The sequence below is a fragment of the Kluyvera sichuanensis genome (assembly GCF_014218705.1).
In the GTDB taxonomy this organism is placed as follows: Bacteria; Pseudomonadota; Gammaproteobacteria; order Enterobacterales; family Enterobacteriaceae; genus Kluyvera; species Kluyvera sichuanensis.
The window spans coordinates 109080-129798 of the sequence record NZ_JABBJF010000009.1; the positions used below are offsets into that span (position 1 = coordinate 109080).

Sequence of the window (20719 nt, forward strand, 5' to 3'; positions counted from 1 at the left end):
TCGTCATATCCACAGTCCATTAATCACGGAGCGAAAAATGGCGACGCACTTTGCAAGAGGGATCCTTAAGGACGGACATCTACTATCGGTCAGGCTCTCATCCACCAGCCATAATATTGCGCGCCAGCTGCCGGCCCATCGCCGGACCCGCTACCTGGCTTCCCGCGCTTTGCTGGCGGAATTGCTGTTTATGCTGTATGGCATTAGCGAACTGCCTGAAATCGAGACTCAGGAAGAAGGTAAACCGTACTTTAAGGACAGCCATCTGCCTGATTTTTCTATCGCTTATGCTGGTAACATCGTCGGCGTAGCCCTGACCACCGAAGGTCAATGCGGCCTCGATATGGAACTGCTGCGCACGCTGCGCAATACCCCGCAGGCCACGATGATGGAAAGCTACCGCTTTACCAGCAATGAGAATCTGTGGATCAACAACCAGAACGATCCACATGAAGCGCGCGCCCAGCTCATCACGCTGCGTCAGAGCGTCCTCAAGCTGTCAGGTGACGTTCACCACGACTCCCCTCAGACGCTCCAGTTACTGCCCGGCTCAGGCCGCCTGCGTTCAGCGTTAACCGACCAGCTTGAAGTCATCTGCGATGCTGAAGACGTACTGGTCTGGTCGCTGGCCGCTTCACCGTCTATCGACAAACTCAAGGTTTGGGAGTTTGATGGTAAGCACGGCTGGCGTAGCCTGCCCGATGCCCAGACCCGGGCTAACGAACCCTCGGCACGCCTGATGAGATTCACCAGCCTACCGGCGGAGAAAGCGCTTATACTCAATTGATTCGGCTGGATTTCAGCCGCCATGATGGAAAAGGAGTAGTCATGTCTGAAACATTGAACGTTGTGACGTTACTGGGAAGCCTGCGCAAAGGCTCATTCAACGGTATGGTGGCGCGCACCCTGCCTAAAATCGCCCCGGCGGGCATGTCCGTTTCCGCACTGCCGTCGATTGGCGATATCCCGCTGTATGACGCGGACCTCCAGCAGGAAGACGGTTTCCCGCAAAGCGTGGAAGCGCTGGCAGAACAGATTCGCCAGGCCGACGGCGTGGTTATCGTCACGCCAGAGTACAACTATTCCGTGCCGGGTGGCCTGAAAAACGCCATCGACTGGCTCTCCCGCCTGCCGGATCAGCCGCTTTCAGGTAAACCAGTTCTGATTCAGACCAGCTCAATGGGCGCTATCGGCGGCGCGCGCTGCCAGTATCATCTGCGCCAGATTCTGGTGTTCCTGGATGCAATGGTCATGAACAAGCCGGAGTTTATGGGCGGCGTGATTCAGAATAAGGTCGACCCACAGCTGGGTGAAGTGATTGAACAAGGGACGTTGGATCATTTGACCGGTCAGTTGACCGCATTTGGCGAGTACATTCAGCGCGTTAAAGCGTAAGTACAGGCTGATGCCCTCACCCTGGCCCTCTCCCACAGGGAGAGGGTACAAACACTAAAGCCCTTTTCGATGAAAAGGGCTTACTGTTTATTTTGCGTCAATAAACACAATCTTCAGAATAAACAGCAGTGCGACAACAATCACGCACGGGCTGAGGTCGCGGAAACGACCGGTACCGATTTTCATCACGCAGTAAGAGATGAAGCCCAGCGCAATACCTTCGGTGATTGAGAAGCTGAACGGCATCATCACCGCGGTAATAAACGCAGGAACCGCTTCGGTCAGGTCATCCCACTTCACGCGAGACAGGCTGGATGTCATCAGGACACCCACGTAAATCAGCGCGCCTGCAGCCGCATAGCCCGGCACCATACCCGCCAGCGGCGACAGGAAGATAACCAGCAGGAACAGCAGACCAACCACTACCGCCGTCAGACCGGTACGACCGCCCACGGACACGCCGGAGGAAGATTCGATATACGCGGTGACGGAAGAGGTGCCGATAAAGGAGCCAGCAACCGAGGAGACGCTATCGACAAACAGCGCCTGCTTCATGCGTGGGAACTTGCCTTTCGCGTCGGCCAGACCGGCTTTGTCAGTCACGCCAATCAACGTACCGGAGGAGTCAAACAGGTTTACCAGCATGAAGGAGAAGATAACGCCCGCCAGACCCAGGTTGAAGGAGCCTGCGAGGTCAACATGACCGACCACGGTGGTAATGCTCGGCGGCGCAGAAACGATGCCGCTGTAGTGCACATCGCCCAGCATCCAGCCCAACAGCGTGGTTACCACGATAGAAACCAGCACCGCTGCGTGAATGTTGCGGGAAGCCAGAATCGCAATGATAAAGAAGCCCAGCACACCCAGCAGTACGCTGTGAGAGGTCAGGTTACCGATAGAGACCAGCGTGTCCTGGTTTGCCACGATAACGCCAGCATTTTTCAGACCCATCATGCCGATGAACAGACCGATACCGCTGGTGATACCTACGCGCAGGCTCACCGGGATATTGGCAATCATCCAGTAACGCACGCGGAAAATCGTCAACAGCAGCAGACCGATAGCGCCCCAGAAGATAGCGCCCATACCGACCTGCCACGGCAGGCCCATCGCCTGCACGACGACGAACGCGAAGAACGCGTTCAGGCCCATTGCCGGTGCCAGTGCGACCGGCAGGTTGGCAAAGATGCCCATCAGAATACTGCCCAGCGCCGCGATCAGGCAGGTAGTTACAAACACTGCGCTGGTGTCCATGCCAGCTACGCCAAGAATTTGCGGGTTAACGAAAACGATGTAGACCATCGTCAGGAAGGTCGTGAAACCGGCGATCACTTCGGTACGTGCCGTCGTGCCGTGCTCGCGCAGTTTAAACACGCGCTCCAGAATCCCCTGACCGGAAGCCGGGGTGGTGTGTTGTTGACTCATTATTAATTTCCGCAGACATGGAAGGAAAATTCGTCGCTATCCTATACCAAAATGCGACAATAGGCGCGGTTGCGAGATACTTTTTTTCATTGATTTTGCTTATACGGCAACGATTGCGTCTCCCAATTCGGCATTACGTAAACGTTAAACTTGTTAAAAAGGAAATGACATGTCCGGAGTTGAAGCGGTTTTTTTCGACTGTGACGGTACGCTGGTAGACAGCGAAGTGATCTGTTCACGGGCCTACGTCCATATGTTTAAAACATTTGGCATCACGCTCGATCTGGAAGAGATTTTTAAACGTTTCAAGGGCGTAAAGCTCTACGAGATTATCGACATCATCAACGATGAGCACGGCACTCAGTTGGAGAAAGCTGAGTTAGAACCGGTTTACCGCGCCGAGGTCGCACGCCTGTTCGACACCGAGCTGGAGGTGATTGCCGGGGCGAATGCGTTGCTCGACGCGGTTAGCGTACCAATGTGCGTCGTGTCGAACGGCCCGGTCAGCAAAATGCAGCATTCGCTCGGCAAGCTGGAGATGTTGCACCATTTCCCGGATAAGCTGTTCAGCGGCTACGATATCCAACGCTGGAAGCCAGACCCGGCGCTGATGCACCATGCGGCGAAAGCAATGAACGTGGACGTGGAGAAGTGCATTCTGGTGGATGACTCTTCCGCTGGCGCGCAGTCGGGGATTGATGCGGGCATGGAGGTGTTCTACTTCTGCGCTGACCCGCACAACAAACCAATCGTTCACCCGAAGGTGACAACGTTTACCGATCTGGCGGAGCTCCCGGCGCTGTGGAAAGCACGCGGCTGGGACATTACGCGATAGAAAACAAAAAACCTGCCGCGGCAGGTTTTTTTACGCTATTGAAGCAATCACTCTTTCGGGTCTTTCCCCGCCAGTAGCTTATCCAGCTCATCGCCGCCCACGTGACGGAAGTCTTGCCCCTTCACGAAGTAGAAGATGTATTCGCAGATATTCTGGCAGCGGTCACCGATACGCTCGATAGAGCGCGCACAGAACAGCGCGGTCAGCACGCTTGGAATGGTGCGCGAGTCTTCCATCATATAGGTCATCAGCTGGCGCACGATGCCTTCATATTCCTGGTCAACTTTCTTATCTTCACGATAGATACGTACCGCTTCGTCGAGGTCCATACGCGCGAACGCGTCCAGCACGTCATGCAGCATCTGCACGGTGTGGCGGCCCAGCGATTCCAGGCTGACCAGCAGCGGCTGGTGCTGCTGGGAGAATTTCTCCAGCGCGGTGCGACAGATTTTATCCGCCACGTCACCAATACGTTCCAGCTCGGCGATGGTTTTAATAATCGCCATCACCAGACGCAGGTCGCTCGCGGTTGGCTGGCGCTTGGCGATGATGCGCACGCAGGCTTCATCAATCGCCACTTCCATCATATTGACGTGCTTATCGCCGTCGATAACGCGCTTTGCCAGTTCACTATCCTGGTTGTGCATGGCGGTAATCGCATCAGACAACTGCTGCTCTACCATGCCGCCCATGGTCATCACCTGGGTGCGGATGCTTTCCAGTTCTGCGTTGAACTGGCCGGAAATATGTTTATTAAGGTTTAAATTATCCATCATTTCTCCAAATGCCCAAAAGATTTCGAGCGAGAACAAGGCGGCAACTGCGCGAATCCCCGGGAGCGTAGTCTACTACGTGACCGGGGTGAGCAAAGGCAGCCAACGCGGTTATCGCTTGAAAGCTGAAGGGCATCAACCGTAGCGGCCAGTAATGTAATCTTCAGTTTGTTTCTTCGCAGGCTTGGTGAACAGATCGTCCGTGTTACTGAACTCAATCAACTCGCCCAGGTACATAAATGCCGTGTGGTCGGAGCAACGTGCAGCCTGCTGCATGTTGTGGGTCACGATCACCACGGTGTAGTCCTCTTTCAGCTCGGTAATCAGCTCTTCGATACGCCCGGTGGAGATCGGGTCAAGGGCTGAACACGGCTCATCCAGCAGCAGAACTTCTGGGCGAATCGCGATACCGCGCGCGATGCACAGACGCTGCTGCTGACCACCGGAGAGAGAGTACCCGCTCTGATGCAGTTTATCCTTGGTTTCGTTCCATAATGCGGCCTTGGTCAAAGCCCACTGCACGCGTTCGTCCATATCGGTGCGGGAGAGCTTTTCAAACAGGCGCACGCCGAAGGCGATGTTGTCGTAAATCGACATCGGGAACGGCGTTGGCTTCTGGAACACCATACCCACTTTGGCACGCAGCAGGGCGATATCCTGGGTATTGGTGAGAATATTATCGCCATCCAGCAGAATTTCGCCTTCTGCGCGCTGCTCCGGGTACAGTTCAAACATCTTGTTGAAGGTACGCAGCAGCGTCGATTTACCGCAGCCTGACGGGCCGATAAACGCCGTTACCTGGTTTTTGGCGATATCCAGGTTGATGTTCTTCAGGGCATGGAATTTGCCGTAGTAGAAGTTCAGGTCACGTACTGAAATTTTACCCGGAGTTGTGTTCACCATACTCATCTCAATCTCTTCCTCATCCAGCGCCGCCGTCGTTGGCCGCGCCGTAAAAAATTAACCGTGTTTCTTCTTCGCGAAAATAACGCGCGCCAGAATGTTCAGCAGCAGTACGCACAGAGTGATAATCAGCACCCCGGCCCAGGCCAGTTGCTGCCACTCAGCAAACGGGCTCATCGCAAATTTAAAGATGGTCACCGGCAGGTTGGCGATGGGCTGCATCATGTCGGTGCTCCAGAACTGGTTGGAGAGCGCGGTAAACAGCAGCGGGGCCGTTTCACCGGCGATACGCGCAATAGCCAGCAGGATACCGGTCATAATCCCGGAGATAGACGCTTTCAGCGTAATCGCAGAGATCATCTTCCACTTCGGCGTGCCCAGCGCGTAGGCCGCTTCACGCAGGCTATCCGGCACCAGTTTCAGCATGTTCTCGGTGGTACGAATAACGATAGGCACCTGCAGCAGCGCCAGCGCAATCACGCCCGCCCAGCCGGAGAAGTGCTGCATCTGCGCCACCACGATGGTGTAGACGAACAGGCCGACCACGATGGAGGGTGCGGAGAGCAGAATATCGTTAATAAAGCGAATCACTTCAGCAAGCCAGGATTTACGCCCGTACTCCGCCAGATAGATGCCTGCCATAATGCCCAATGGGGTACCGATAACGGTCGACCACAGGATCAACAGGCCGCTGCCCGCCAGGGCGTTAGCCAGACCACCGCCCGCCGTGTTTGGCGGCGGCGTCATTTCGGTAAACAGCGCCAGCGACATACCGTCGATGCCGCGGGTAATGGTCGCCATCAGGATCCACACCAGCCAGAACAGGCCGAAGATCATGGTGGCCATCGACAGCGTCAGCGCAATGCGGTTCTTCATGCGGCGACGCGCCTGCATCTTGCGGCGAGACTCCGCCAACGCGGCGGTGCTTTGCATTTCCAGCGTCGTCATTAGCGTGCCCCCTCATTCTTCGCCAGGCGCATAATCATGAACTTCGATGCCGCCAGCACGATAAAGGTAATCGCAAACAGGATAAGACCCAGTTCCATCAGCGCGGAGACGTGCAGGCCAGATTCCGCTTCGGCGAATTCGTTCGCCAGTGCGGAGGTAATGCTGTTGCCCGGCATATACAGCGATGCGCTGTCGAGCTGGTAGGTGTTACCGATAATAAAGGTCACCGCCATCGTTTCACCCAGCGCGCGGCCCAGGCCGAGCATCACGCCGCCTATGACCCCGTTTTTGGTGAACGGCAGAACGATACGCCAGATAACTTCCCAGGTGGTGCAGCCGATACCGTAGGCCGACTCTTTCATCATCACCGGGGTTTGTTCGAACACATCGCGCATAACGGCGGAGATATACGGGATGATCATGATGGCGAGGATAACCCCAGCCGCCAGGATACCGATACCAAACGCCGGGCCGGAGAACAGTGCACCGACAAACGGGATGTTAGAAAGGATATTGCCGACGGGCTCCTGGAAGTAGGTCGCGAACAGCGGAGCAAAGATAAACAGACCCCACATGCCGTAAACGATGCTGGGAATGGCCGCCAGCAGTTCAATCGCGATACCTAACGGGCGTTTCAGCCAGTTGGGTGCCAGTTCAGTCAGGAAGAGTGCGATACCGAAGCTCACCGGAACGGCGATCAGCAGCGCGATAAAGGAGGTCACGAGCGTACCGTAAATCGGTACCAGCGCACCGTAGACGTCGTTAGGCGCATCCCACTCTTTGGTCCACAGGAAGGCGAAGCCGAACTTCTCCATACTTGGCCAAGAAGAGATGATCAGAGAGACGATAATCCCGCCCAACATCAATAGCACAATCAGCGCAGCCAGTCTTACCAGCGCGCTGAATATCATGTCACCCTTTTTACCCGGTGGGTTAAAAGCAGGCTTAGTTGCAGCCATAAATCACTCTTTCCAGTTTAAAATCCGCCACGACGCTTACACGTTGCCCGGCGTTTCCGCCGGGCGACAGTAATCAGTACAGCGCTTTACCGCTGCTGTCTTTCACGTTGGTTTTCCATGCAGCACGAACCTGCTCAACCACGCTCTCTGGCAGAGTGGCGTAATCAAGCTCATTCGCCTGTTTGCCGCCGTTTTTATACGCCCAGTCAAAGAACTTCAGCACTTCAGCACCTTGCTCAGGTTTCTTCTGCTCTTTGTGTACCAGGATGAAAGTGGTGGAGGTAATCGGCCACGCGTTGTCCCCTTTCTGGTTAGTCAGGTCCTGCGCGAAGGATTTGCTCCAGTCAACGCCCTTAGCGGCGTTAGCAAAGTTGTCTTCAGTCGGGCTAACCGGCTTGCCATCGGCAGAAACCAGTTTGGTGTAAGCCAGGTTGTTTTGCTTAGCGTAAGCATATTCAACGTAGCCGATGGAGCCTGGCAGGCGCTGTACGAATGCCGCGATACCGTCGTTACCTTTACCGCCCAGACCGGTTGGCCAGTTTACGGTAGAGCCCGCGCCAATTTTGGATTTCCACTCTTCGTTCACTTTAGACAGGTAGCTGGTGAACACGAAGGAGGTACCGGAACCATCAGCACGACGCACAACGGCGATGTTCTGAGAAGGCAGCTTAACGCCCGGGTTCAGTTTAGTGATGGCAGCGTCATCCCACTTCTTGATTTTACCCAGGTAGATGTCGCCCAGGGTTTTACCGTCAAGCACCAGCTCGCCGGATTTCAGACCAGGGATGTTAACAGCCAGAACCACACCGCCGATAACGGTCGGGAACTGGAACAGGCCTTCCTGAGCCAGTTTGTCGTCAGACAGCGGAGCATCAGATGCGCCGAAATCAACGGTGTTAGCGGTAATTTGTTTTACGCCACCGGAGGAGCCGATACCCTGGTAGTTTACTTTGCTACCGGTCTCTTTCTGATAGGTATCTGCCCATTTGGCATACACTGGCGCCGGGAAGGTTGCACCAGCACCCGTCAGGCTTGCTGCTGCAAAAGCAGAGAAAGCGCTCATCGATAAGGTCGCGGCGACAACAGTTGCGACAGTGGTACGCATAACTTTCATAATGTCTCCTGCAAGAATCCGTAAATGATTGTTTAGTGGCTACGAGGAGCAAAATAGGACAATCAGGTGACAGTTATATGTAAGGTTTATTACAGTTTAATGACAACGAAAACCACGCGAAAAATAATATTATTAAACCAATATAAATCAGTATGTTATAAAAATAATTTACAATGAAATTACGGCAAGATTTTCTTTTTATGACAGCAAAAAAATCATGCTTTATGACAGTTTCTGATGATAAAAAAAATCCGGCTGTGCCTGAGGCAGAGCCGGATCGTTTTGACTAACCGAACTTATTCGACGGTAACCGACTTCGCCAGGTTACGCGGCTGGTCCACATCGGTGCCTTTGATCAGCGCCACGTGGTAAGCCAGCAGTTGCAGCGGCACGGTGTAGAAAATAGGTGCAATCACCTCTTCCACGTGCGGCATCTCGATGATGTGCATATTGTCGCTGTTGCTGAACGCCGCATCACGGTCGGCAAACACGTACAGCTCACCGCCGCGCGCGCGCACCTCTTCAATGTTGGACTTCAGTTTTTCCAGCAGTTCGTTATTCGGTGCGACGACGATAACCGGCATGTCCGCGTCGATAAGCGCCAGCGGGCCGTGTTTCAGCTCGCCTGCGGCATACGCTTCCGCGTGAATGTAGGAGATCTCTTTGAGCTTCAGCGCACCTTCAAGGGCAATCGGGTACTGATCGCCACGGCCCAGGAACAGCGCGTGATGCTTGTCGGAGAAATCTTCTGCAAGCGCTTCAATACGTTTGTCCTGAGACAGCATCTGCTCGATGCGGCTTGGCAGCGCCTGCAGCGCATGAACAATCTCATGCTCTACGGACGCATCCGCCCCTTTCAGGCGCGCCATCTTCGCCACCAGCATCAGCAGAACCGTCAGCTGGGTGGTGAATGCTTTAGTGGATGCCACGCCAATTTCAGCCCCGGCGTTGGTCATAATCGCCAGATCGGACTCACGCACCAGTGAGGAGCCCGCGACGTTACAAACCGCCAGCGAGCCCAGGTAACCCAGCTCTTTGGTCAAACGCAGGCCTGCCAGCGTGTCGGCGGTTTCGCCAGACTGCGACAGGGTAATCACCAGGCTGTTCGGGCGAACGGCTGATTTGCGATAGCGGAATTCAGAGGCAATTTCGACATCACACGGCATGCCAGCCAGCGATTCAAACCAGTAGCGCGCGACCATCCCTGAGTTATAGGAGGTGCCGCAGGCGATAATCTGGATATGCTCAACGCGAGAAAGCAGCGCGTCGGCCTGTGGACCCAGCTCGCTGAGATCCACTTCGCCGTGGCTGATACGCCCGGTTAAGGTGTTTTTGATGGCGTTCGGCTGCTCGTAGATCTCTTTCTGCATGTAGTGGCGATAGATACCTTTATCACCCGCATCATATTGCAGATTAGATTCGATCTCCTGACGCTTCACGCTGGCACCGGACTTATCGAATACCGCGACCGAACGGCGCGTCACTTCGGCAATATCGCCCTCTTCGAGGAAGATAAAGCGACGGGTCACCGGCAGCAGCGCCAGTTGGTCTGAAGCGATAAAGTTCTCGCCCATGCCGAGGCCGATAACCAGCGGGCTACCGGAACGCGCGGCCAGCAGCGTGCTTGGGTCGCGGGAGTCCATAATCACCGTGCCGTAGGCACCGCGCAGCTGCGGAATAGCGCGCAGCACGGCTTCACGCAGGGTACCGCCCTGTTCCATCTCCCAGTGCACCAGGTGAGCGATCACCTCGGTGTCGGTCGCTGAAACAAAAACATAGCCACGCGCCTGCAGCATTTCACGCAGCGGTTCATGGTTTTCGATGATGCCGTTATGCACCACCGCAATGTGGTCAGACACATGCGGATGCGCGTTACCTTCCGACGGTTCGCCGTGGGTTGCCCAGCGGGTGTGAGCAATACCGGTACCGCCCACCAGCGGATGTTCTTCCGCGGCTTGTGACAGCATCTGGACTTTCCCCAGACGACGCAGGCGGGTCATATGACCTTCAGCGTCTACTACGGCCAGACCAGCAGAGTCATAGCCACGGTATTCCAGGCGACGGAGACCTTCGAGAAGGATTTCAGCTACATCACGTTGCGCGACTGCGCCAACAATTCCACACATAGTTTTCTATTCCGATTTTGGCATTATGCCATGCGTTGTCGGTCAACCTGTTGCCCGTATTCCGGGCGCCCCGAGCCTTGTAGAGAGTGGGGTTATTTTTATAGGTACTGCTTTTTGGGCGGGAGATTATGTTATCTCCTCACCCATGTAGGCCTGTATCAGGTCTACAGAAATTACTTTTTCTTCACCGGACGCTGCCAGCCTTGCTTGTGTACCTGTGGTACGCGGCTCAGCACCAGTTCGTTATCAGCAACGTCGCGGGTCACGGTGGTACCGGCCGCGATGGTCACGCCTTTGCCAATCGTTACCGGCGCCACCAGCTGGCTGTCGGAACCGACAAAGACGTCGTCGCCAATAATCGTTTTAAACTTGTTGGCGCCATCGTAGTTGCAGGTAATGGTACCCGCGCCGATGTTAACGTTATCGCCAATTTCCGCATCGCCGAGGTAGGTCAGATGACCGGCTTTTGAGCCTTTACCCAGACGCGCTTTTTTCATTTCGACGAAGTTACCCACGTGTGCGCCTTCCAGCAGCTCAGCGCCAGGACGCAGACGGGCGAACGGGCCGATGGTGCAGGCTGCTTCCAGATGGGCATCTTCCACCACGCTGTACGGGCTGATTTCGCAGTCGTCGCCGATGGTCGCGTTTTTAATCACGCAGCCTGCGCCGATTTTGACGCGATGGCCCAGCACGACGTTGCCTTCAAGGATAACGTTAGTATCAATTTCAACATCGCGCCCATGAGACAAGGTGCCGCGCAGGTCAAAACGCGCCGGGTCACGCAGCATTACGCCTGCCAGCAGCAGTTTTTCTGCCTGCTCGGACTGGTAAATGCGCTCAAGGCGAGAAAGCTGCAGGCGGTTATTCACGCCGTCAGTTTCACTGATACGCGCCGGGTGAACGGCGGCAATCTCACGGCCTTCGCGGTATGCCATGGCGATGATATCGGTGATATAGAACTCACCCTGCGCATTGTTATTGTCGAGCTTCGCCAGCCAGCGCTTCAGGTCCGCGCCGTTAGCAATCAGGATACCGGTATTGATTTCCTGAATCTGACGCTGTGCTTCGGTGGCATCTTTGTGCTCAACGATGCCGGTCACTTTGCCGTTCTCACGGGTAATACGGCCATAACCGCTTGGATCGTCCAGCACCACCGTCAGCAGGCCAATTCCGCCCTGCGGCTTGGCTTCACGCAGGCGCTGCAGCGTTTCAACGGAGATCAGCGGCACGTCGCCGTAGAGCATCAGAATATCTTCGTCATCCGCGAAGAACGGCGCAGCCTGCTGCATCGCATGACCGGTGCCCAGCTGTTCAGCCTGCAGCACCCAGTTCAGGTTGTCATCGGATAAAGCTTGCTTCAGTAAATCACCGCCGTGACCGTACACCAGGTGGACCTGGTTCGCGCCAACATGATTCGCGGCATCAATGACATGCTGCACCATCGGCTTGCCGGCCAGGGTATGCAACACTTTTGGAAGATCGGAATACATACGCGTGCCTTTGCCAGCGGCAAGGATCACAACGCTCATGGTACGGTTAGACATAGGTATCCTGTCTGTAGATTAAGTATGAAGTAAAGCGGGTTAACGTTGAAAATTCTACATATTTTTCGCCATGAAATGGCCTGCTGATAAAACGCTCAACATTACCTTTCGCCCTGTTTTTCTTCCCTTATTTTCGTCCATATCAAACGCATTTGTCTCGTAAGAAATCAGCCCAATCGCGGGTTAGCGCGCTATCTCTCTGCTTATATTGTTTTTTTGACACCTGAATAAAGGCTACATCATATTTAAAACACTGTTTTATTTACTCGATATTGTGACGAGCGAAAAAGAAACAGCGTTTTGATTTGTTGATAATTACGGCGCTCAACCATTCAGGAAGATGATATGAAAAAGAAAATACCTCTGGCTCTGACTCTTTGTAGCGCAGCACTCTCCCTCTCGGCACAGGCCCAGGCCCAGGCGCCCCAGCAATGGAAGGCGATCGCTTTTGGGCAATCCACTGACGTTAACTTCTCCTCTAACGTGTTGCCGGAGAAGGTTGGCGTTAACAACGTGACGATTGATGGTAAGACGCTGACCCCGCAGCAAATTGCCTCACTCAGTAAACCTATCACCATTGAAAGCCGCGGCGGTAAGATTGCCAACTCGCACGACGGCCTGACTTTTTTCTACACCACGCTGCCGAGCGATGAGAATTTTGTTCTCTCTGCTACGGTTACCGTCGATCAGTTTGGCCCGGAAAATGGCGCCAAACCGGCCGCTCAGGAAGGGGCTGGACTGCTGGTACGCGATATTATCGGCACGCCTCGTCAGGAGCCGTTGAAAGAGGGCTATGAAGAGTTTCCTGCGGCTTCAAATATGGTGATGAACGCCATCATGACCCAGGATAAAAAAGACGATTATCGCGTTAAGCTACAGGCTATCTCACGCAACGGCATCACCCAACCTTGGGGTAATGCGGGCTCTGAGATTAAAAAGGTGAGCTATAAGGAAGGCGTTGACCTGCGAGAGTCGCCGGCTTTCCGCCTTAAGCTCGAGCGAACGAATGAAGGCTTTATCACCGCCTGGGCGCCGGTCGGCAGCGAAGAGTGGGTCATCCAGCAGGTGCCGAATGCCGATCTGATTTCGGTGCAGGATAAAAAGCAGTACTACGTGGGCTTCTTTGCTTCCCGTAATGCGAAAATCACCGTCAGCGACGCCTCTCTGACGACGTCGGCTGCGCAGACCGTGGCCTCGAAGCCGTTTGTGGCAAAATCCTGGCCGGTGGTGATGCAGGTGGCATCAGGCAGCCAGAGTGCAGGCCAGAACTATACCTTACAGGCGCGGGCCAACTACGATGGTCAGTTCTCGGTGCGCCAGAACGAAGTGGTGATCGGGGAGAATAAACCGGTGAAAGCCGGTGAGATGTTTACCCTGCCAACGAAGCTCGCCGAGAGCAACAACTTCCAGATTACCTTTACCCCCACCAGCGGTCGCGATCGTTCGCCGGTTGAACAGCAGCTTTCCGTTAGCCAGCACAAAGCCACGGTAAGCAGTACGCTGTACGCCGCCGCCGACGGTAAAGCCGATGCCAAAGGCACGGCAGAAGCGCCAATGGATCTGGCCACCGCCATCGCGCTTGTACCACCTGGCGGTAAAGTGGTACTGGCGGCAGGTGACTACGCGAAGACCGATATCCCACTCTCCGCAAGCGGCCTTGAAAAGGGTCGTAAAACGCTGGAAGCGGCGGGTAAAGCGGTTATCCACGGCATGCTGCTGGACGGCCACTACTGGACGATTCGCGGTGTGGATATTACCGACAAGAGCCTGCGTATTCAGGGAAGCCACAACCTTATCGAGAACGTCACTGCCTATCACAATGACGACACCGGCATTCAGATCTCTTCCGTCGATAAGATCGGTCGCCCATTGTGGGCAAGCCATAACCGTGTGGTGAACGCCGAATCTTACAGCAACGAAGATCCGGGTAAGATCAACGCCGACGGTTTTGCGGTGAAGATGCGCGTGGGTGAAGGTAACCGCCTGGAAGGGTGCTACTCCCATGACAACATCGACGACGGTTTCGATCTGTTCAACAAGATTGAGGATGGTGCGAACGGCGTGGTGGTGATTGAGAACTCCATTGCCCGCAACAATACCAGCAACGGCTTTAAACTCGGCGGTGAAGGCCAGCCTGTGGCCCACGAAATTCGCAACAGTATCGCCATTGGCAACCATCTCGATGGTTTCACCGACAACTTCAACCCTGGCAAGCTGGTGGTGGTGAACAACGTTGCCGTTGATAACCAGCGCTTTAACTTTATCTTCCGCCCAAGCCCATACGGTGACGCCGCTACTCAAGGCGTGTTCAGCGACAATATTTCGCTGCGCAGTCAGCCGGGGAAATATGACGATGCGGTGGTCGGGAACGTTGATGCCACCAACTACTTCATCGAGAAGGGAAAAAGCATTAATACGGAAGGCAAGGAGTTGCGCGCGGAAGATTTCCAGTCGCTGGAGTTACCGCAGCCGCTCACCCGTAATGCGGACGGGAGTTTTAATACCGGGAATTTCCTGACCAAGGATTAAGAAGCCGCTTCGCCTGGACGGGCTACATCATCAGGTAGCCCGGACGAGGTGCACCAGCACCGACTCCGGGAAATGCTCCGGCCTACAAAATACAAAGGTCGCCATAAGGCGACCTTTTTCGTTTTTGGTTCTGTTTACACCGCGTGTGTTGTGGTTTTCGTTAGCGGTACAGCGCTTAACAGAACGGCATCTGACCTACAGGTGAGGCGGCCAGTGCGGTCATCAACCTTACAGGTTGAAAGTACCGAAAGAGATGTTCATAGCGCTGAAAAGGGCGACGATTTTGTTGATCAGTTTCATGATTTTTATCCTGCGATAGTAGTGATATTTTCTGTGACTCATGTCACAAAAAGAAGTCTACTCCTCGGACATTTATCGATCAATAGTTTTGTGACTCAAATCACAAAATATTTAAAATACCTTTTCAGTTTCATTTAAATTAAAACAAACCATAAAAAAAGCCAGCCTGGAAACCAGACTGGCTTTTTGACTTTCAAGCCGGTGTTACATCGCTTTTTTGGTCAACTCGATAACGCGCAGTTTAGCGATCGCTTTGGCCAGCTCCGCGGACGCCTGAGCGTAATCCACGTCACCATGAGAGCTCTTAATGTGCTCTTCGGCCTTACGTTTCGCTTCCAGTGCTCGCGCTTCGTCGAGGTCCTGGCCGCGAATAGCGGTATCAGCCAGAACGGTCACGCTACCAGGCTGCACTTCAAGAATGCCGCCGGACAGATAGATAAACTCTTCATGACCGAACTGTTTAACGATGCGAATCATACCAGGCTTAATGGCGGTGAGCAGCGGTGCGTGCCCCGGGAAAATACCCAGTTCACCTTCGCTACCCGTTACCTGGATTTTCTCGACCAGACCAGAGAACATTTGTTGCTCTGCGCTGACGACGTCCAGGTGGTAAGTCATTGCCATATCACCCTCCGATTAAGGCGTTAAAGTTTTTTGGCTTTTTCCACTGCTTCGTCAATGGAACCGACCATGTAGAACGCCTGCTCCGGCAGGTGATCGTATTCGCCGTCCATGATGCCTTTAAAGCCACGGATGGTGTCTTTCAGCGAAACGTATTTACCTGGAGAACCGGTGAATACTTCTGCTACGAAGAATGGCTGGGACAGGAAGCGCTGAATTTTACGTGCGCGTGCTACCACCAGTTTGTCTTCTTCAGACAGCTCATCCATACCCAGGATGGCGATGATGTCTTTCAGTTCCTGATAACGCTGCAGGATGGACTGAACGCCACGAGCGGTGTCGTAGTGTTCCTGACCAACAACCAGCGGATCCAGCTGACGGCTGGTGGAGTCCAGCGGGTCAACCGCAGGGTAGATACCCAGGGAAGCGATCTGACGGCTCAGTACTACGGTTGCATCTAAGTGAGCAAAGGTAGTTGCTGGGGATGGGTCAGTTAAGTCATCCGCAGGTACGTATACCGCCTGTACGGAGGTGATAGAACCGGTCTTGGTGGAGGTGATACGTTCCTGCAGAACGCCCATCTCTTCCGCCAGAGTCGGCTGGTAACCTACCGCTGAAGGCATACGACCCAGCAGTGCAGATACTTCTGTACCGGCCAGGGTGTAACGATAGATGTTATCGACGAACAGCAGTACGTCACGACCTTCGTCACGGAATTTCTCAGCCATGGTCAGACCGGTCAGAGCAACGCGCAGACGGTTTCCCGGTGGCTCGTTCATCTGGCCATATACCAGGGATACTTTATCGATAACGTTGGAGTCGGTCATTTCGTGGTAGAAGTCGTTACCCTCACGAGTACGTTCACCTACGCCCGCAAACACGGAGTAACCGGAGTGCTCGATCGCGATGTTACGGATCAGCTCCATCATGTTTACGGTTTTACCAACACCCGCACCACCGAACAGACCGACTTTACCGCCCTTCGCGAACGGACACATCAGGTCGATAACTTTGATACCGGTTTCCAGCAGTTCCTGAGAGCTAGACAGCTCTTCGTAGGAAGGTGCAGCGCGGTGGATAGCCCAACGCTCTTCTTCACCGATGTCGCCTTTCATGTCTACTGGCTGACCCAGTACGTTCATGATACGACCCAGCGTAGCTTTACCTACCGGAACTTCGATTGGGTGCTCAAGGTCTTTAACATCCAGACCGCGACGCAGACCGTCGGAAGAACCCATAGCGATGGTACGTACGATACCGCCGCCGAGCTGCTGCTGAACTTCCAGCACCAGAACTTCATTACCATTCTGCACCTCAAGAGCTTCGTACACGCGCGGTACGGCATCCTGAGGGAATTCGACGTCAACTACGGCGCCGATTACCTGGACAATTTTTCCAGTAGCCATCTTGAATCCTCTACGAATTAACCTGGTTATACCGCGGATGCACCACCGACGATCTCGGTGAGTTCCTGAGTAATGCTGGCCTGTCGAGCTTTGTTGTATACCAACTGCAGCTCTTTAATCAGGCTGCCGCCATTGTCGGTCGCGGCTTTCATCGCCACCATACGTGCGGCCTGCTCGCTGGCCAGGTTTTCTACCACGCCCTGATAGACCTGAGATTCGACATAGCGACGCAGGAGGGTATCCAGCAGCGCTTTCGGATCGGGTTCGTACAGGTAATCCCAGGTTTTACGTTTCAGATCATCATCTTCTGAAGCCGGTAACGGCAGCAGTTGGACGATCGTCGGCACCTGAGACATGGTGTTAATAAATTTGTTGCTGACAATATAAAGCTTGTCCAGACGACCTTCGTCGTAGGCTTGCAACATCACTTTTACCGGACCGATAAGTTCGGACAGGGCAGGTTTATCGCCCATACCGGTTACCTGAGCGACAATGTTGCCACCTACGGAATTAAAGAAGGACACACCTTTAGAGCCGATCATTGCGAGGTCGCACTGAACGCCTTTTTCGGTCCATGCCTTCATATCCGCCAGCAGTTTCTTGAACAGGTTAATGTTCAAGCCACCGCACAGACCACGGTCGGTAGACACCACCAGGTAGCCCACGCGCTTAACGTCGCGTTCTTCCAGGTACGGGTGCTTATATTCCAGATTACCGTTCGCAAGGTGACCAATCACTTTGCGCATGGTATCTGCATAAGGACGGCTGGCCGCCATGCGATCCTGCGATTTACGCATTTTGGAAGCGGCGACCATCTCCATCGCTTTAGTGATCTTTTGCGTGTTCTGGACGCTTGCGATCTTACTACGTATCTCTTTTGCGCCGGCCATGAGCTTCTCCTCAATGCCTACGGCCTGCCCTAAGACAGGCCGTCAGACTTTACCAGGATTGGGTTGCTTTGAAGGAATCGAGGATGCCTTTCAGCTTGCCTTCGATTTCGTCGTTATAGCCACCGGACTGGTTGATCTCTTGCATCAACGGAGCGTGATCACGGTCAACGTAAGCCAGCAGAGCGGCTTCGAAGCTACCGATTTTCGCCAGCTCTACATCAGCCAGATAACCACGTTCTGCCGCGAACAGAACCAGAGACTGCTGCGCGACTGACATCGGCGCATACTGTTTCTGTTTCAGCAGTTCAGTCACTTTCTGACCATGGTCCAGCTGCTTACGGGTTGCATCGTCAAGGTCAGATGCGAACTGGGAGAACGCTGCCAGTTCACGATACTGTGCCAGAGCGGTACGGATACCACCGGACAGTTTCTTCATGATCTTGGTCTGAGCTGCACCACCAACACGGGATACGGAGATACCCGGGTTAACCGCAGGACGAATACCGGCGTTGAACAGGTTGGTTTCCAGGAAGATCTGACCATCGGTAATGGAAATTACGTTGGTCGGAACGAATGCGGAAACGTCACCAGCCTGCGTTTCGATAATCGGCAGAGCGGTCAGAGAACCCGTTTTCCCTTTCACTTCACCTTTGGTGAAGGTCTCAACGTATTCAGCGTTAACACGCGCAGCACGCTCCAGCAGACGGGAGTGCAGATAGAATACGTCGCCTGGGAATGCTTCACGTCCTGGTGGACGACGGAGCAGCAGGGAGATCTGACGGTAAGCGACAGCCTGTTTAGACAGGTCATCATAAATGATCAGCGCATCTTCGCCACGGTCGCGGAAGTATTCGCCCATTGCGCAACCGGCATATGGTGCCAGGTACTGCAGTGCAGCGGATTCAGACGCGGTTGCTACAACAACGATGGTGTTAGCCAGCGCGCCGTGTTCTTCCAGTTTACGTACCACGTTAGAAATGGTGGACGCTTTCTGGCCGATAGCAACGTATACGCACTTGATGCCGGAATCACGTTGGTTGATGATGGCGTCGATTGCCAGAGCGGTTTTACCGGTCTGACGGTCGCCGATGATCAGTTCACGCTGACCACGACCGATTGGGATCATGGCATCAACGGATTTATAACCAGTCTGAACTGGCTGATCAACGGACTGACGTTCGATTACGCCTGGTGCGATAGCTTCAACGGCGGAGAAGCCGTCGTTGTCCAGCGCGCCTTTACCATCGATTGGTGCACCCAGGGTGTTAACCACACGGCCCAGCAGGCCACGGCCAACCGGAACTTCCAGGATACGACCAGTACACTTGACGGTCATGCCTTCGGCAAGGTCAGCGTACGGACCCATTACTACAGCACCTACGGAGTCGCGCTCCAGGTTCAGTGCGATAGCGTAACGGTTACCCGGCAGGGAGATCATTTCACCCTGCATACAATCGGCCAGGCCGTGGATGCGGATAACACCGTCACTTACAGAAACAATAGTACCTTCGTTGTGAGCTTCACTCACAACACTGAACTGAGCAATGCGCTGCTTGATCAGTTCGCTGATTTCGGTGGAATTCAGTTGCATGCTCCAGTCCCCTTAAGACTGCAAGACGTCTGCAAGGCGCTCAAGACGGCCGCGTACGCTGCCATCAATGACCATATCACCCGCACGGATGATAACGCCCGCCATTACAGACTTATCGATTTTGCAATTCAGCTTAACTTTGCGTGACAGACGCTTTTCCATCGCGGCGCTGATTTTCGCAAGCTGTTCTTCATTGAGCGCATTAGCGGAGATGACTTCTACCTCAGAGGTAGCTTCACTCGCGGCGCGCAGATGAATGAACTGCTCGAGAACATCCGGGAGCACTTTAAGACGACCATTTTCAGCCATCACCATAATCAGGTTCTGGCCATTTTCGTCCAGTTGCTCACCGCATACTGCGATAAACGACTTAGAGAGCGTTTCCGGTGCCAGCGCACCAGACAGAAGCTCTGCCATTTGTTCGTTCTTCGTCACTTCGGCGGCAAACGCCAGCATGTCCTGCCAGCGATCTACGCTTTTGTGTTCGACGGCAAAGTCAAAAGCTGCTTTGGCGTAGGGGCGAGCTACCGTAACAAATTCAGACATCAGCCCCTCCCTCCTTACAGTTCAGCGACAAGTTTGTCCACGATGTCGCTGTTAGCAGCTTCATCCACGGAACGTTCGATGATCTTCTCGGCGCCAGCAACAGCCAGGATAGCGACTTGCTTACGCAGCTCTTCGCGGGCACGTTTACGCTCAGCATCAATTTCTGCCTGAGCCTGTGCCACGATTTTGTTACGTTCCTGCTCTGCTTCAGTTTTGGCTTCGTCCAGGATCTGAGAGCGACGTTTGTTCGCCTGCTCGATGATTACCTGGGCTTCCGCTTTCGCTTTTTTCAGCTGGTCGGTCGCATTGGCCTGTGCAAGGTCCAGATCCTTTTTAGCTCGTTCTGCAGAAGAAAGGCCGTCAGCAATTTCTTTTTGACGCTTTTCGATGGCTGCCATTAAAGGCGGCCATACGTACTTCATGCAGAACAGAACGAAGAGGACAAACGCGATGGCCTGGCCGAGGATTGTTGCGTTAAGATTCACAGCACAATGCCTCTTTATCTAGTTAACGTTCTGATATTGCTCTTACTTAATTCAAAGCAACGCTTACTACGCGACAGCGAACATCACGTACAGACCCAGACCTACAGCGATCATTGGGATAGCATCCACCAGACCCATAACGATAAAGAACTGAGTACGCAGCAGAGGAATCAGATCCGGTTGACGCGCTGCGCCTTCCAGGAATTTGCCCCCGAGGATGCCGATACCGATCGCAGCACCGATTGCCGCCAGACCCATCATCACAGCGGCAGCCATGTACAGCAGATCCATATTCAGGTTTTCCATGACAGTCTCCAGTTTGTTTCAGT

Annotated in this window: 19 protein-coding genes; 4 read left to right on the forward strand and 15 right to left on the reverse strand. The window is 54.1% G+C overall.

Annotated features, from left to right (window positions below):
- Positions 1 to 37: 37 nt before the first annotated feature.
- A complete protein-coding gene (locus HII27_RS12365; RefSeq protein ID WP_185668157.1) occupies positions 38 to 787 on the forward strand; it encodes a 4'-phosphopantetheinyl transferase family protein in 750 nt (249 codons plus the stop codon).
- Between the two features lie 41 nt (positions 788 to 828).
- Positions 829 to 1395: an NADPH-dependent FMN reductase gene (locus HII27_RS12370; protein ID WP_123650965.1), complete on the forward strand. Its 567-nt coding sequence runs from the start codon at positions 829 to 831 to the stop codon at positions 1393 to 1395.
- A gap of 87 nt (positions 1396 to 1482) precedes the next feature.
- Here HII27_RS12370 and adeP read toward each other — a convergent pair whose 3' ends face one another.
- A complete protein-coding gene (adeP, locus tag HII27_RS12375) occupies positions 1483 to 2820 on the reverse strand; it encodes an adenine permease AdeP (RefSeq protein WP_185668158.1) in 1338 nt (445 codons plus the stop codon).
- 169 nt (positions 2821 to 2989) lie between these two features.
- On the opposite strand from adeP, the gene yieH reads away from it, so the two are divergent.
- Positions 2990 to 3655 (forward strand): 6-phosphogluconate phosphatase, encoded by a 666-nt coding sequence (gene yieH, locus HII27_RS12380; RefSeq protein WP_185668159.1) that lies wholly within the window; start codon positions 2990 to 2992, stop codon positions 3653 to 3655.
- A 47-nt stretch (positions 3656 to 3702) separates the two neighbouring features.
- Here yieH and phoU read toward each other — a convergent pair whose 3' ends face one another.
- From phoU to glmU, 7 genes are all read right to left on the reverse strand, one after another.
- Positions 3703 to 4428, reverse strand: coding sequence for a phosphate signaling complex protein PhoU (gene phoU, locus HII27_RS12385; protein WP_012907987.1), 726 nt, complete (start codon positions 4426 to 4428; stop codon positions 3703 to 3705).
- Positions 4429 to 4563: 135 nt separating this feature from the next.
- A complete protein-coding gene (gene pstB, locus HII27_RS12390; protein ID WP_035893601.1) occupies positions 4564 to 5337 on the reverse strand; it encodes a phosphate ABC transporter ATP-binding protein PstB in 774 nt (257 codons plus the stop codon).
- Between the two features lie 51 nt (positions 5338 to 5388).
- The gene (pstA, locus tag HII27_RS12395) at positions 5389 to 6279 is read right to left on the reverse strand and encodes a phosphate ABC transporter permease PstA (protein WP_185668160.1); all 891 of its coding nucleotides are present in this window, start codon (positions 6277 to 6279) and stop codon (positions 5389 to 5391) included.
- The gene (gene pstC / locus HII27_RS12400) at positions 6279 to 7238 is read right to left on the reverse strand and encodes a phosphate ABC transporter permease PstC (RefSeq protein WP_185668161.1); all 960 of its coding nucleotides are present in this window, start codon (positions 7236 to 7238) and stop codon (positions 6279 to 6281) included. Before pstC ends, pstA begins: the two co-directional genes overlap by 1 nt.
- A 73-nt stretch (positions 7239 to 7311) precedes the next feature.
- Positions 7312 to 8352, reverse strand: a complete 1041-nt coding sequence (gene pstS / locus HII27_RS12405; protein ID WP_185668162.1) for a phosphate ABC transporter substrate-binding protein PstS — start codon at positions 8350 to 8352, stop codon at positions 7312 to 7314.
- Positions 8353 to 8648: 296 nt separating this feature from the next.
- Positions 8649 to 10478, reverse strand: coding sequence for a glutamine--fructose-6-phosphate transaminase (isomerizing) (gene glmS / locus HII27_RS12410; protein ID WP_185668163.1), 1830 nt, complete (start codon positions 10476 to 10478; stop codon positions 8649 to 8651).
- A gap of 173 nt (positions 10479 to 10651) precedes the next feature.
- Positions 10652 to 12022 carry a bifunctional UDP-N-acetylglucosamine diphosphorylase/glucosamine-1-phosphate N-acetyltransferase GlmU gene (gene glmU, locus HII27_RS12415; protein WP_185668164.1) on the reverse strand — a complete coding sequence of 457 codons (1371 nt, stop codon included), beginning with the start codon at positions 12020 to 12022 and terminating at the stop codon, positions 10652 to 10654.
- A 345-nt stretch (positions 12023 to 12367) separates the two neighbouring features.
- On the opposite strand from glmU, the gene HII27_RS12420 reads away from it, so the two are divergent.
- Complete coding sequence (locus HII27_RS12420) at positions 12368 to 14551, forward strand: right-handed parallel beta-helix repeat-containing protein (RefSeq protein ID WP_185668165.1); 2184 nt, start codon at positions 12368 to 12370, stop codon at positions 14549 to 14551.
- Between the two features lie 504 nt (positions 14552 to 15055).
- On the opposite strand, the gene HII27_RS12425 is transcribed toward HII27_RS12420, so the two are convergent.
- From HII27_RS12425 to atpE, 7 genes are all read right to left on the reverse strand, one after another.
- Positions 15056 to 15475 (reverse strand): F0F1 ATP synthase subunit epsilon, encoded by a 420-nt coding sequence (locus HII27_RS12425; RefSeq protein WP_003023809.1) that lies wholly within the window; start codon positions 15473 to 15475, stop codon positions 15056 to 15058.
- A 20-nt stretch (positions 15476 to 15495) separates the two neighbouring features.
- A complete protein-coding gene (gene atpD / locus HII27_RS12430; RefSeq protein WP_035893613.1) occupies positions 15496 to 16878 on the reverse strand; it encodes a F0F1 ATP synthase subunit beta in 1383 nt (460 codons plus the stop codon).
- A gap of 26 nt (positions 16879 to 16904) precedes the next feature.
- Positions 16905 to 17768 (reverse strand): F0F1 ATP synthase subunit gamma, encoded by an 864-nt coding sequence (gene atpG / locus HII27_RS12435; protein WP_185668166.1) that lies wholly within the window; start codon positions 17766 to 17768, stop codon positions 16905 to 16907.
- Between the two features lie 49 nt (positions 17769 to 17817).
- Positions 17818 to 19359 (reverse strand): F0F1 ATP synthase subunit alpha, encoded by a 1542-nt coding sequence (atpA, locus tag HII27_RS12440; protein WP_166515109.1) that lies wholly within the window; start codon positions 19357 to 19359, stop codon positions 17818 to 17820.
- Between the two features lie 12 nt (positions 19360 to 19371).
- Positions 19372 to 19905: a F0F1 ATP synthase subunit delta gene (gene atpH / locus HII27_RS12445; RefSeq protein WP_185668167.1), complete on the reverse strand. Its 534-nt coding sequence runs from the start codon at positions 19903 to 19905 to the stop codon at positions 19372 to 19374.
- Positions 19906 to 19919: 14 nt separating this feature from the next.
- Positions 19920 to 20390 (reverse strand): F0F1 ATP synthase subunit B, encoded by a 471-nt coding sequence (atpF, locus tag HII27_RS12450; RefSeq protein ID WP_035893620.1) that lies wholly within the window; start codon positions 20388 to 20390, stop codon positions 19920 to 19922.
- 66 nt (positions 20391 to 20456) lie between these two features.
- On the reverse strand, positions 20457 to 20696 hold the full coding sequence (gene atpE, locus HII27_RS12455) for a F0F1 ATP synthase subunit C (protein ID WP_000429386.1): 240 nt from the start codon (positions 20694 to 20696) through the stop codon (positions 20457 to 20459).
- Between the last annotated feature and the right edge of the window lie 23 nt (positions 20697 to 20719).